Below are 12,887 nucleotides of genomic sequence, written 5' to 3' on the forward strand. Positions count from 1 at the left end.
GGAGTCGTCTGGATTGGCATGGCGACCGGGGCTTGAGTTTTCTGCAACTCGGTTTGCGGGAACTGGCTCGGCTTTGCTACGAGCGTTTGCCCTTGCCCATCCTCCAAGCCTTGCCTAAGGGCAATCCACCGCCCGCTTGCGCCTCTCAATGCAAGCGAGACGCCCTAGACTGTCGCATTGAGTTCGCTAAGGTCCTCACATTCTCATGGTGAGACTGCCCTAAGTTTTCTGCACCACTAAGAAAAAGGAGCCGAAACCTATGCCCGTTTCGGTTTTACCACCGCCCAGGAAGGGCGCGCCAGCCAGGGCGTCTACGACGCTATCCGTGCCGCTGGCGACGCGGGCACCTTGCCCATCGATGTCGCGGTTTACGTCGATTACGTCCTGCATCCCGATCTGCACACCTGGGGCGTGAGCCGCACCTACAGCAATAGGGTGCGGCTGGCCGGGGCCAAGCTGTCGCTGGATGGATCTCCCCAGGGGCGCACGGCATGGCTGACCCAGCCCTACCACCAGGTTCCCGCAGGTCAGCCCAAGGACTATAGCGGCTATGCGGCCTTTCCGGAGGACAAAGCGATCGAGCGGGTCAGCAGTGCCTACGAAAATAATATTCAGATTATTGTGCACAGCAATGGGGACGCGGCCATTGACCAGTTCATCCGGGCGGCGCAGGCGGCAACCCAGCGCCACGGCCAGGGCGATCGCCGCACCACGCTCATTCACGGCCAAACGGTGCGTGAAGATCAGCTCGACGCCATGCAGGCGTTGGGGTTGTTGCCAGCCCTCTTCCCGGCCCATACCTTCTACTGGGGAGACTGGCATCGGGAAGTTACCCTGGGGCCAGAACGGGCAAATCGCATTTCTCCCACCCGATCTGCCCTCGACCGGGGCATGACGGTCACCATCCATACCGACTCGCCTGTGGTGCTGCCCCACGGCCCGCGCACCCTGTGGTCGGCGGTCAACCGCCGCACCCGCAGCGGCGATATTTTGGGGGCCGATCAGCGGTTGACTCCCCTGGAGGCGCTGAAGGCGATCACCCTGTGGTCGGCTTACCAACACTTTGAGGAAGACCGCAAGGGATCCATTGCGGTGGGCAAGGTGGCCGATCTGGTGGTGCTGTCAGACAACCCCCTCACCGTTGACCCTGCAACAATCCTCGATATTGAGGTGGAGCAGACCATCAAGGAAGGCAAGACGATCTATCGACGGCAGTTGGCCTGACCGTTCTGTGGCGCTTGCTCAGGGGCAGGCAAAGGGCAGATCTGATCCCCTTTGCCCCATTTTTCTGTTGATTTCGAGTAGCTAGCCTAGATAAAAACCCATGACTTTTATGTTGTGCTATTTCCCCTTACCCCAGGGCTGGTTTCTGCCGCAGCCTGGGGTACTGGCCCAGGCTAACCTGGACAGCCCCTTTTTTCAGGCGATCGGCACCCAGCTGGGGGTGTTTTTGCCCAGCTTGATCTGGGCGATCGTGCTGCTGGTGGGAGGGTGGCTGATTGCCACCGTTGCCGCAGCGGTGGTCAAAAACCTGCTCAAGCGCACCAAAATTGATGACCACCTGGCCAACCGGGTGATGGGCCAGAGCCCAGATCGCCCGGTTGCGGTAGAAAAATGGGTGGCGGCTCTGGTCTACTGGATCATCTTGCTGTTCGCCATTGTGGCCGCCTTTAATGCGCTCAACCTGGCGGTGGTCTCGGAACCGCTGAACAATTTTTTGAGCGAGATTTTTGCCTACCTGCCCCGCATCGGCGGAGCGCTGCTGCTGCTGGGGGCCGCCTGGCTGGTTGCCACCCTGGTAAAAGCCTTGGTTATTCAGGGGTTGGGACGGTTTAACCTCGATGAACAACTCACCCAGCAGGCGGGGGGTGAGCCGGGGCAGGCTCCCTTTCTGGTGAACGAGACCATCGGCAATGTGCTGTACTGGTTTATTTTTCTGCTGTTTGTGCCGCTGGTGTTAAGCGCGCTCAACCTGCCGGGGTTACTCCAGCCCGTCGAAGGGTTGATCGACAGCTTCTTGCAGGCCATTCCCCGCATCATTACCGCTGCCGTTGTGTTGGCCGCCGGGTGGTTTGTGGCCCGCATTGTGCGGGGGGTAGTGACCAATTTGCTGAGGGCGACCCGCGCCGACCAGCTCGGTACCCGCCTGGGGCTAAATTCTGCCGATCACGGGGGGCTGTCGCTGTCAGAACTGGTCGGGACTCTGGCCTACGTGCTGATTTTGATTCCGGCGGCGATCGCCGCCCTGAATGAGCTCAATATCGAGGCCATTTCGGGGCCTGCCGTGCTCATGCTAGAGCGCGTTCTCACCTACATTCCCCAGGTGCTCATGGCCGGAGTGGTGCTGGCGGCCTTTTATTTTGTGGGCCGTTTTGTGGCTACCCTGGTGACCGACGTGCTCACCAGCGCGGGCTTCAATGGCATTGGCACCGTCCTGGGGCTGCCAGAACTCGATCGCTTTGCCGACGTTCCCCCTGCGACCGTTCCCCCTACGCCCCTAAAAAATCCTTCACTAACCTCGCCCCCGCCAGCGCGGACTCCTTCGGAAATTGTCGGCCTGCTGGCGCTGGTGACCATCGTGCTGTTTGGGGCAGTCACCGCCACGGATATTTTGCAGTTTGAAGCACTGACCGACATCGTGCGGGCTATCTTGCGTATCGGTGCCCAGGTGTTGAGCGGGGTGGTGGTCTTTGCCGTGGGGCTTTACCTGGCCAACCTGGCCTTTCGCTTGATCAGTGCCACGGGTGGGGGCGGCCAAACCCGAATTTTGGCCCAGACAGCCCGGATTGCCGTATTGGTGCTGGTGGGTGCCATGGCTCTGCAGCAGATGGGGGTGGCTACCGATATTGTGAACCTGGCCTTTGGGCTGCTGACCGGGGGCATTGCGGTGGCGATCGCGATCGCCTTTGGCCTGGGCGGGCGAGAGGTGGCTGGGGAGCAACTGCGCGAATGGCTCCAGGCCTTTAAACAGCATCGCTAGGTGCCGGTGGTTGACCCATTAGCCATTCTCCAACAGCGGCGACTGGAGGAAATCGGTCTGTATCTGCGCCATCTCAGGCAAGAACGCTGCCTTTCCCTCAGGCAGATGGCCCAGCATGCACAGATACCGCTGGATTACCTCAAGGCCTTAGAGGCTGGCGATCTCAGCCAGTTGCCTGCCGCCGCTGAACTTCGCGCCACTATTCAAAGGTACGGCAATGCGCTAGGCCTCTGGGGACAAGATCTGGCCCTTACTTTTCCTACCGAACTGCGCCCCCATCGACCCTAGGGAGATGGATTGGATTCGGTATCAGGGGGAATGCACCCCGTTCACGAGTCACAAAAATGATCTGATCTGGTCGCCCAATTGGGTAGAGTCAAAGGGCTTGGCAATGATTCCCAAAATGTCTAGCTCTTTTAGGACGGCTAGCTCATGGGGCATCACCCTAGAGGTCAGAATAATAATCGGCAAGGAACGGGTTTTGGGATGGGATCTGAGCTGGTTATATACCGCTAAATCAATATCTTGATGGATAGAGACCTCCATTAAAATCACATCCCAGGCATAGCTGGATGCTAACCTCAGGGCATTTTCAGGAGGAGTTGTGATGACTCTAATGGACGAGAAAGCCTCCAGAGAAACTTGAACCACTAGGCGAATATCAGGATTGTTGTCAATGTAGAGCAGTCGATTAAAGGAAATGAGCGCTGAGCTGGCGGCCTGTGGTTGGGCCAGGGATGCTTCCCCATCATTTAGTACATCGAACATGGTTATGAATCAGCTATTTACCTTGACCGCGAAAAAATCAGTTGCTGATACCGACTGTGAGTTCCGCAAAATTGTCTATGTAGTCCTGTCTCAGTCGATACGCCAGGGCAATCTCCAGCTGTTCTACCGACAGGTTAGAGTCGTCTAGACTACTCACGTATGCAATCAGGCGATCGCGGATATCGAGAAAATCCGGGTAGTTTGTGCTCTCCTGGTAGCGATAGCCAATCTGGATATCAATCGCTTCTGATCTCCAGGGAATGTCAGTTGCGATAAAACTCCAATTCTCCTGTACGCTCCCATTTCTCCAACGGGTGACTGTGCTGGTGCAGGTGTAGGGAATCGTGGGGCGCGGAGACACCTCTAGACTGAGGCTGAGATACTGAATATTGGGATATTTCTGAATCAAGGCTTGGGTCGTAGACCGATTCAATACTTCCCAATATTGATTTTGATCGGGATATTGATCGATAGCTGCCACTGCGGTTGACAGCAGTTCGCGGCGCGAAGGATACTCAGAGCCATCCCCTATAACGTAGTCAAGCTGAATGTTGACCTGGTTCAGCATCCCCTGGTTATAAATCACGAGATTAATTTTCTCGGGCTGATTGGCCTGGGTTGAGGAACTGGCATAGGCTGGGCGACCCAAAAATGTTGGCTGAGCATTGGCCCAGCCAACACAGCAAACTGCTATGAAACAAACGGCAAAATAGTCAACATTTAACGAGCTCAAAACCAGCTTCTCTACTTGCAGAAATATTCTTGATTTAGAGACCATCGAACCAGGAGATATTCATGATTTGTGACTGTGTTTTGATGTTAGTCATTCTGAATAACTCAGCACAAGTCAGATAGGTCTGTTGTTAGGACTTTGTTATTGAGAAAATGTACTGAAGAAAATTTTAGGTCCAGAGGGTTATCGTTGAGAGATGCGGCCCGAGTTCCCTGAGTTGATAGCCTCATTGGACTATTCAAGGGAGGGGCGGCGATCGCCCCGGCGGAACGATCAGTATTGGCCCATAGGCGCTCAAACCACGCTTCCATGCGATCGCCCATGGCAGCCAGGGAGTAATGCTGTTCGGCCAACTGTCTACAGGCGGCACTGGTTCGCTAACAGGAGATGGATGGCTGAAAGCCTTACTGGACAAGTGTTTTCCTGGCTTCAGGTTGAATCGCCTCAAACCATCGCTGCACAAGGACTTTGGAAGTTTATCACCGATTAAGAGACCAGTGCCTGGAGCGGAAAGTAGCCATCTTTGGCAAACTGAGTCAGCATGGTGACCGGATGATCTTGCACTGTTGAATTAGCTTCAAAAGACCCAAACGAAATTCCAGGATAAGTTGTTTGATACCAGGTAAGGGTCTGGGGTTGAACCGAGGCCCGAGTGAGTACATCATTGTGAATCTGCTGAGGCTGCCACAAAAGCTGAGTGAACATGGCGGGTGACGTCTTTTCAGGAACTCTATAAAATCAGGAACTCTGCAAGAATATGTGGTGCTATTCCCCGTCTAGAAACAAAGCGTCTAGGGAGAAACCTGCCCCACTGATAGGTCAACGCTGATGGCATCAGAATGATCCGGTTTGCCGTCACCGTTGGTATCCCAGTAGGTTGAAAATTTTTGAAGACATAACAACACCTTTGCCACTAAGGCTTGGGAGTTCTTCTACTGGGTAGAATGATGCTGGCTAACCGTAGCTGCCCGTAACGCATGCTTGCTGTGAAACATGTTTGCTCTTTCCCAAAGCCGCAGGCATGATTGTAGGTTTGCTGAAAAGCTGGGCACAAGTCAGAAAAGTCTGTTATTCCTGGCACAGGCTTTGTTCTGCCTGAGAGACGTTTTCGTTGGTTTGTAAATAATCTTGTAGCCAGGCACAGGCGTAATCTAAGGGCTTAAGCTCTAAAATTGCTGGAATATCCCACAGGGCTAGGGTGCCGTCGTCGCCCACGGATGCCAGGACTTGACCGCCTTGGCCAAAGGCGAGATTCCGCACAGCGGCGTTGGGCCTTTCAGGGTGTGGAGCAATTCTCCCTCCAGGGTCCAGAGTTTGACGGTTTCATCCACACTGGAGGTGGCAATAGACGAATTATCTGGACTAAAGGCGACTCCCCAAACGGCGGCATCATGCCCGGTTAATGGGGTCACGAGGGAACCATCGTGGGTGCGCCAAATTTTTGCGGTTTTATCGCCACTGCCGGTGGCGACCAGAGCACCGTCGGGGCTGTAGGCCACCCGCCAGACGACCAGGTCGTGGTTGAGGGTATGGAGCTGTTGCCCGTTGCGGTTCCATAGGTTTGCCGTACCATCTACCCCGACTGAGGCAAACTGGTCGCCAGTGGGACTGTAGGCCACATCCCAGATAGAGGCCGAGTGGGCTGTCCAGCTTTTGAGCAATTGCCCGTCTGCCTGCCAGTGGAAGATGCGTCCGCTGTAGGTACTCGAAATCAGCTCTTCCCCGTTCGGGTTCCAGGCCATGCCTAACATCGGATCCCCCGGAGAGCCAATGGTTTGTAGCAAGTTACCGGCCATATCCCAACGTTTCAAGGTGCCCGTTTCTCCAGAAGACAGGAACTGCTCCTGGGTGGGATGCAGGGCCAGATTGCTTAACGAGGTTTGTTGGGCGTCAATCAGCCGGAAGGATAGGTCTTGCAATGACACCAGCACCAGACCGTTGCCGGTGGTGGTGAGCACCAGGGTTTGGCCATCGTGGCTGAAGATAGACTTGAAAAAGAAGGAACTCGGCAACGCCTTCAGGCTGCGTTGAAAGGGGCTGTGGGCCTGCCAGAGCAACAGGGTATTATCGGCACCACCAGAGGCGATGGTCGTGCCGTCAGGGCTGAAGGCCACATCCCAAATGCCGGCCTGATGTCCCTCAAAGGTATTCAACAGCAGACCCTCTCGACTCCACAGAGCGAGGGTTTTGTCTAAACTGCCGGAAACGAAGAACTGGCCATCGGGGCTGAAGGCCAGTCCCTCAATGCCGGAGGTGTGGTGATCTAGGGTGGCCAGCAACTGCCCTGCCCGGTTCCATAGCTTGATCGTTTTATTGATGTCCCCGCTGACCAGTCGTTCGCCGTCGGGGCTGTAGGCCAGGGCATGGATGGCTTCCTGATGCCCTTTCAGGGTTTGTAGGCGCTGCCCCTCGGGGGTCCAGAGGGTAACGGTGCCGTCGTTGCCCCCCAAAGCGATGCGATCGCCCTCGGGACTGTAGGCCACGGTGCGAATACCGAAGGGCTGCCCGTTGGCATCGATGGTCTTGAGGCGCTGGCCATCAATGGTCCAAATTTCGGCCTGGTCGGAGCTTAAGCCTGCCACCACCAGGGTGGGAACCTCTGAGGCAGAACCCGTCATTGGCTTAAAGGCCAGGTCCCAGATCCCGTTGATATCGGTCTTCATCGTTTGATGAAGTGCGCCGCTGAGGGTCCAGATTTTGATGGTGCCGTCATCGCCCACCGAGGCCAGCCACTGACCGTCAGGGCTAAACTTAACCCCACGCACCTGACCTTGCTCGGTATTCAGGCTTGCCCGTAGGGATCCGTCTCGATTCCAGAGTTTAATCGTGGTATCTACACTGCCGGTGGCGATGAGCTGACCATCGGGACTGAAATCCGTGGTAATCACGGTGGCCTGGTGACCATCCAGCCGATTTTGCTGCTGAATGTCGAGCACCACCCGCTCCAGCACGGCATCGGCCCGTTCCTGTAGTTCCGGATCAGCGTTGCGGAGCTTTTGCACCTGCCGCTGGCCCCGAATGGCTTCAATCAGGGCTTCAAAGGATTGGTCTGACGCGAACAAAGCCTGGGCCGAGCGCACCACCGCCTGGGCTTCGCTGATGGCGGATTGGCGGTATTGCTGCCAGGCGAAGATGCTGACCCCGGTCGCAATCAGTAACGCTAAACCCAACCCTCCCGAAAGTAATCGCTGCTGCTTCAGGCTTCGCTGCTGCTCTTCACTGCGCTGTTGTTCGACGGCAAGACGGGCTTCTATCTCCTGCAATCGAGCCGCCTCAGCGCGGGTGAGGGCTTCCTGGCGATCGCGTTCCTGGCTGGCGGCGAGATAGCGGTAGTCTAGCTCGCTCAAATTTTGCTGCCTAGCCCAGACCAGAGCCTGTTGCAGCGTCTCCCCCCGCAGCAGACGAGAGTCTTCTTTAAAGCCCGAGGTCACCCAGGCGTTGAGATCCTGGTAGTAGGGACGGAGCCGATTCAGTTGATCCTGAATCCAGCCCAGAGAAAAGATCGTCTGGTAAATGCGATTTTTGACCTGGAGTTTGCCCTGCCGCTGGCTCACCAGCCCGGATAGCAGCAGTTCGGTCTGATCCAGGCTACCGTCGAGGGGAATGCCACCCTGGTCTAGAAGACGCTGATACAGCCCCAACAACCGGGGGGTACGCTGCTCATCCATCAGCAGGCGATTGCGAATAGTGCGCAGGTGTTCGGGGTTATCTTGCGCTTCCCAGTGGTCAATGATATGGGTTTTCACCAGATCGTCAATCCAGGCTGCCTCGGTACCAGGAGGCAAGCTGAGGTCAGCGTCCTGAGCCTCCTGACTCTTTTGAGTGACGAGCTGGCAAAGCTTTTGGGTCAGCAGGGGTTGACCGCCGGTCCAGTCGAGAATGGCTTTGAGAATGGCATCTGGATTGGGCACCTGATCTTTGAAACCTGCCATCAGGGGACGGGCTTCTTCCAGGTGAAAGTCTTGCAGGTCGATGGCGCGACCGATGTTGAAGGGGGTGCGTTTGCGATCGCGGATCAAATCCGACGGCGTCGCCACCCCAAACAAAGCCCAGGACAGCCGCCCATAGGCTGGTTGATTTTGCCGCTGTTCGTGACAGGCGCGAATGAAGGCAAAAAAGTCGTTGACCGGAAAGTCCAGACTAAGCACGCTGTCGATCTCATCCACCAGGATGAACAACCGAGTATTGGGCAACTGTTCCAAGATCTGATCGATCAACAATTGCAGCTGCTGAACTAAGGGCAGCGTTTCCCACGACTGCCAATAGGCTTTGATGTCGATGGTGCTCAGCAGCCCCAGATCCCGCAGCAGCTCTAGCATGACGCCGCGATACCACTGCTGATGGCTGATCTTTTCACTGCCCAGCTGGGTCATATCTAAATAGACGCAGCGGTGCCCCAGCCTTTCTAGCTGCTGCTGCACCCGAGTTCTCAGGCTCGATTTGCCCATCTGACGGGCGTTGAAGACAAAGCAGAACTCTCCTTGGAGCAGGGCTTGGCCAAGGTCGTGGTCAGCTTGACGGATAACATAGACGGGGGTATCTGGCGATAGACTGCCCCCCACCTGGTAGGTCCACCTAGCCATGGGGACGAAGTGCCTCAGGATGAGAATCGCCCCAGTGCCGAGAGCAGTAGTCACGGTACAGGCCGCAGGAAAACTTGACTTGGAAGCCATTGCGCTGAATCAGCCCCAGATCCATCAATGGATCAACGACGCTCTGGGGCAGCGATACAGCATCACTAGTGGTGAGCAATTGCCTGACGGCATCGACCAGCCTAGGATCCTTTTGCAGCATCAGACCCAGGTAGCGGAGATGTTCCTGGTAAATGCCTTGGTCGGTGGGGGCCTGCGCCACGAGGGAGGCCAGGGAAACATGCCCAGAACATAGCCAATAGAAGGCCAGTTGCCAAAGATAGGGGTGCCCGCCCAGCAGGTCAAAGAGCACCTCAACCTCGGCTTCCTGGCTCTCGGCGAGGGCAGACAGGCCGTAGCAATGGGCCAAATTGAGCACCTGCGCTCGATTAAACGGCGGCATCTCCAGGTGCAAGCCCACGTTGAAGGGAGACTGGTGCAGCGGCAGCGGCAGATCGAGATCGTGGGCGTAGGCCATGAGCAACCGCAGCTTTTGCCATTCCTCTCTTACCCTGGCCTTCTCGTACCACGATCGCAGCATTGACAGAAAATCAATGGCAATGGAGGGATAGTCCACCAGGCGGTGCATGGCATCGATCGCCACTACTATGGGGGTTTTCACCTGGTTAATCAGCCAGTCTTGCACCAGGGCGGTGCAGCTGAGTTTGCTGCCAGCGCTGGCAAACCAGTACTTATCAAACTCGCAGGCGATCCCCAGTGACTCACTGATCGCCCAACAAAACCAGCGCAAAAAGGTATCTAGATCCTTTAGGGTGGCGGCATCGGCCTGACGAATATCCAGCAAAACCGTCTCCATGCCCAGGGTTTGGGCGGTGCCCATGGCCCAGTTGATCAGCGAGGTTTTGCCTGTGCGCAGGGGGCCTTTGATGCGAACTAGGCTACCGGACTGCTGGAGGGTCGTTAGGCAGAGGTCTTCCAGGGGCGATCGCACAATATAGAAGGGCGATCCAAAGGGCAATGGGGAACCGGGGAACCTGAGATCGTTGGCGATGCGGCTCAGCGGGGTATCGCCCTCCTGGGGCGCAACCGTCGGCTGTATCCCAGGGGCACAGCCCTCTGGGGCTGGGGATAGGCTGGTCGCCCCAGGGGCCTGGTCGGCGGCTTCGGTCAGAATGTAGCGCAATCGCTTTTTAGTAACCTCCTCCCCCAGGCGATCGGACAGCAACCGCCACAGCCGAGAGCCAATATCCTTGAGATACCCCTCCTCATAGCCCAGTTCTATCGCCATCTCCCGATAGCGTTTTCCCTCCCATGTCCCCAGAAAAACGGCCTCTTCCACGTAGGTCAGGTCTATTCCAGGTGCCAGTTGTCTAACAATGCTTAAAGCCTGTTTACCATCCATGAAGTTGGGGAAAAGGTTCTTAACCATTCGCGTAATTATTGCAATCTATCACGACAGTCAGGTTTGACGTAGCCATGAAACAACGCACAATTCCCCTTGTCGTTACCAGGCTCAACCGTGAAGCCCAGGTTCTTCAGCCGTCTGTTGGGTTGCCTACCGCTCAAGAACCCAGGCAAAGGAGCCACCGGGCGATCGCACTGTCCATCGGCCATCACTAGACTGACAAACCTAGCCTTGATCCAAGCCATTCGTGATCGCTCCACGTCCCAATCTAGGCTTGCCCTCGCCCCATCGCTTTGACCATTTTGATTTGGCTCAATAGGTGTTTTAGGGAGGTGAGCTGCAAGCAAATGATGTATTCGCTAGGCTGAACACAAAGTGCATCTGCTCTGCGATCTCATGCTAACCCTGACACACCTTTTGGAAGAGGCCAAGTGCTACGACAGCGTTCGGAGATTGCGCTGGGCCGACGGCGTTGTCCGGTGTCCGAAGTGCGGCTCTGAGGAGGTTGTCAAGCGGGGTAAAGATGATGCTCATCCTCATCGCCAGCGCTACCGCTGCAAGGGTTGCCATCGACAGTTTGATGATCTGACGGATACCGTATTTGCTGGGCGACACCAGCCGTTGCGGGTGTGGATGGGGTGCCTGTATTTGATGGGGCTCAACCTATCAAACCAGCAGATTGCTCAAGAGCTGGGGTTGAATCAGAGTGACGTGCATCAGATGACCCATCGACTCCGGCAGGCGATTGTGGACAACAAGCCAGAAGTGCAGCTATCGGGTGAGGTGGAGTGTGATGAGGTCTATGTCACAGCAGGGCACAAAGGCCATCCCGACGCCGTGAAAAAAAGGGGCGTCCAGGGCGGTGGCGTAAGCTCAAAGGGCTTCGGGGCCGAGGTACGCTCGAGACAGAAAAGCCGCCGATATTCGGGATGATTGAGCGTGGGGGGCAGGTCGTGATTCGCCTGTTAGAGAACGTGCAACGACGAACGATAGAGCCCCTCATCAAAGCGACTATTGCCTCAAAGAGCTTGGTATACACCGACGAATACCCGATCTACGACTCGCTGGCTGCCTGGGGTTATGCGCACAAAAACGTCTGTCACAGCGTGGGTGAATATGCCCGCGACGAGGACGGGGACGGCTTTTGCGAGGTTCATGTCAACACGATGGAAGGATTTTGGTCTCTATTACGTTCATGGTTAAGGCCTCACCGCGGCATCTCACAGGAGAAACTGCCGCTTTATCTGGGGTTCTTTGAGTTCGTACACAATACCCGTAAGCGAGGAAAGGCACTGCTGGGCAACCTATTGGAGACCTTGTTAAACTAGCTCCCCAAAATCCGTATTGAGCCCAAAAAATTATTGATCTTCCGGATTTCCTGATCTCACCCATATTTTGCGTTTTTATAACGTCCGAAAAAATAAAAACCTGCCTATGAATTTGCCTCAATCCTTCTTAAGGACGCAGAGAATGAGACGAGCCAACCAGAACCGGCTAGGCCCATGTTCAAACCACAATAAGTATCCATAAAGCCTTTCCCCAAAGGGCTGAGCAGATTTTTACCTATCCTTTCTCTCTCGCTGAATAGTGGTTTTGGGTGTGCGGCTCAAACCAGGGATAGACGCCTGGCAATGCTTCACTGAGCTGGAAGATGCTGACCGGGTAAAAGGAACGACCTGTTTCTTTACCCTTCAGTGATATCACCAGGATTTTTAAACTTCTGGTCATTTCGCGCCAACAATACGAAGAATCTTGCCGCCCCTGATATACTAGCCTTAAAAAGCATCTTTTCAGACCGAAGCAACCGCCCTTACCCCCCATGGCTACGTAATTTTTATGAAAGCAATTCCTCTGGTGAGGGTCAGTCAACTTTTGCCGGTTGTTGACTTTCTTAACCAAATTGGCTCCCCCACCGATCGCCTTCTAGAGCAAGTTAGTCTGACCCCAACCACCTTAGACCATCCAGAAAACCTCCTGACGATTTACCAGGGGTCGACCCTAATGGAAAACGCTGCTAACCGAGAAGGGTTGCAAACTCTCGGTTTTTTAATTGGGCGACAGACCCTACTAGACACGTTTGGTACCATTGGCAAAATTCTCAACAACTGCCTGACGCTGTTTGATCTGCTCACGACCATGGAGCAGCTCGTACGTCTGGACAACTCGGGTGAGCATGTTAGCTTTCGGTGGGAACATGACTCGGTCTGGTGGCAATTTCACTATGACTATGATTATTTGGCCCATGGGAGCAACCTGCAAACCAGTCTTTACGGTCTAGGTATGATTCTTGTCTAGGTGTTAAATCTGTGGGGTAGAAAAATAAAGGCGCTAGGGTTGAGGTGTCCTGGTTAGTAGCGGGAGGTAACCCGATGCTAGGAGAAGTCTTTACCGCCTTTGTCGAGCAAAGTC

The 12,887-nt window shown here is 55.4% G+C and carries 10 protein-coding genes and 3 pseudogenes; 7 read left to right on the top strand and 6 right to left on the bottom strand.

Annotated elements, in window-relative coordinates; genetic code table 11:
- The 4 genes and pseudogenes from IQ273_RS33900 to IQ273_RS22285 form a co-directional block, all read left to right on the top strand.
- A pseudogene (locus IQ273_RS33900) lies at nucleotides 1-212 on the top strand (IS4 family transposase); the annotation flags it as partial.
- A gap of 49 nt (nucleotides 213-261) precedes the next feature.
- Nucleotides 262-1,224, top strand: a pseudogene (locus IQ273_RS22275) (amidohydrolase); the annotation flags it as partial.
- A 100-nt stretch (nucleotides 1,225-1,324) separates the two neighbouring features.
- A complete protein-coding gene (locus IQ273_RS22280) occupies nucleotides 1,325-2,980 on the top strand; it encodes a mechanosensitive ion channel (protein ID WP_228053595.1) in 1,656 nt (551 codons plus the stop codon).
- Nucleotides 2,981-2,986: 6 nt separating this feature from the next.
- Entirely contained in the window at nucleotides 2,987-3,268 is a 282-nt protein-coding gene (locus IQ273_RS22285) for a RodZ family helix-turn-helix domain-containing protein (protein ID WP_194025359.1), read from the top strand.
- 48 nt (nucleotides 3,269-3,316) lie between these two features.
- Here the strand turns inward: IQ273_RS22285 and IQ273_RS22290 are convergent, their stop codons facing one another.
- From IQ273_RS22290 to IQ273_RS22315, 6 genes are all read right to left on the bottom strand, one after another.
- On the bottom strand, nucleotides 3,317-3,748 hold the full coding sequence (locus IQ273_RS22290) for a response regulator (protein WP_194025360.1): 432 nt from the start codon (nucleotides 3,746-3,748) through the stop codon (nucleotides 3,317-3,319).
- 37 nt (nucleotides 3,749-3,785) lie between these two features.
- Nucleotides 3,786-4,397: a hypothetical protein gene (locus IQ273_RS22295; RefSeq protein WP_194025361.1), complete on the bottom strand. Its 612-nt coding sequence runs from the start codon at nucleotides 4,395-4,397 to the stop codon at nucleotides 3,786-3,788.
- Between the two features lie 570 nt (nucleotides 4,398-4,967).
- Nucleotides 4,968-5,186 carry a hypothetical protein gene (locus IQ273_RS22300; RefSeq protein WP_194025362.1) on the bottom strand — a complete coding sequence of 73 codons (219 nt, stop codon included), beginning with the start codon at nucleotides 5,184-5,186 and terminating at the stop codon, nucleotides 4,968-4,970.
- 363 nt (nucleotides 5,187-5,549) lie between these two features.
- Nucleotides 5,550-5,696: a hypothetical protein gene (locus IQ273_RS22305; protein ID WP_194025363.1), complete on the bottom strand. Its 147-nt coding sequence runs from the start codon at nucleotides 5,694-5,696 to the stop codon at nucleotides 5,550-5,552.
- Nucleotides 5,675-9,064: an AAA-like domain-containing protein gene (locus IQ273_RS22310; RefSeq protein ID WP_228053598.1), complete on the bottom strand. Its 3,390-nt coding sequence runs from the start codon at nucleotides 9,062-9,064 to the stop codon at nucleotides 5,675-5,677. Before IQ273_RS22310 ends, IQ273_RS22305 begins: the two co-directional genes overlap by 22 nt.
- The gene (locus IQ273_RS22315) at nucleotides 9,057-10,502 is read right to left on the bottom strand and encodes an AAA-like domain-containing protein (protein WP_228053600.1); all 1,446 of its coding nucleotides are present in this window, start codon (nucleotides 10,500-10,502) and stop codon (nucleotides 9,057-9,059) included. Before IQ273_RS22315 ends, IQ273_RS22310 begins: the two co-directional genes overlap by 8 nt.
- Nucleotides 10,503-10,549: 47 nt before the next feature.
- On the opposite strand from IQ273_RS22315, the gene IQ273_RS22320 reads away from it, so the two are divergent.
- From IQ273_RS22320 to IQ273_RS22330, 3 genes and pseudogenes are all read left to right on the top strand, one after another.
- Nucleotides 10,550-10,693 (top strand): hypothetical protein, encoded by a 144-nt coding sequence (locus IQ273_RS22320; RefSeq protein WP_194025366.1) that lies wholly within the window; start codon nucleotides 10,550-10,552, stop codon nucleotides 10,691-10,693.
- 181 nt (nucleotides 10,694-10,874) lie between these two features.
- A pseudogene (locus IQ273_RS35940) lies at nucleotides 10,875-11,806 on the top strand (IS1595 family transposase).
- A gap of 508 nt (nucleotides 11,807-12,314) precedes the next feature.
- Complete coding sequence (locus IQ273_RS22330) at nucleotides 12,315-12,773, top strand: AraC family transcriptional regulator ligand-binding domain-containing protein (protein WP_194025367.1); 459 nt, start codon at nucleotides 12,315-12,317, stop codon at nucleotides 12,771-12,773.
- The last annotated feature ends 114 nt before the right edge of the window (nucleotides 12,774-12,887 follow it).

The organism is Nodosilinea sp. LEGE 07298, assembly GCF_015207265.1.
Classification (GTDB): Bacteria; Cyanobacteriota; Cyanobacteriia; order Phormidesmidales; family Phormidesmidaceae; genus Nodosilinea.